The organism is Weizmannia acidilactici, assembly GCF_008974225.1.
Classification (GTDB): Bacteria; Bacillota; Bacilli; order Bacillales; family Bacillaceae_C; genus Weizmannia; species Weizmannia acidilactici.
The window spans coordinates 1-275 of record NZ_BKZR01000131.1; the positions used below are offsets into that span (position 1 = coordinate 1).

A 275-nucleotide genomic window follows, 5' to 3' on the forward strand; every position below is an offset into this window, starting at 1 on the left:
TCCACGATCAACCGCTCCGGATCATTCTCGTTCAGCGCCCGTCTCATCGTGGAATAGCGCGGATGATCTTTCATGATTAGATGCAAATCGCGGGCGACATGGAACCGATCCAAATGATAAAACGCCCGGCCCTTGAAGTCATCTTGGCAAGCCGAAATCCAACCGGCTCCATCCCCGTTAATGACCAACTTCGTTTTCGTCGCGTCATAGTCGTAGTGCTGCTCCAAGAAGCTTTCAAAGCCTTCCCAAAACGGCTCGGAGCCCGTGTGGAAATA

At 52.4% G+C, this 275-nt stretch carries 1 protein-coding gene; it reads right to left on the bottom strand.

The genetic code is table 11. The features are described from left to right. On the bottom strand, positions 1-275 hold a 275-nt coding region (locus GBH70_RS16535; protein WP_172968337.1), incomplete at both ends, for a UPF0236 family transposase-like protein.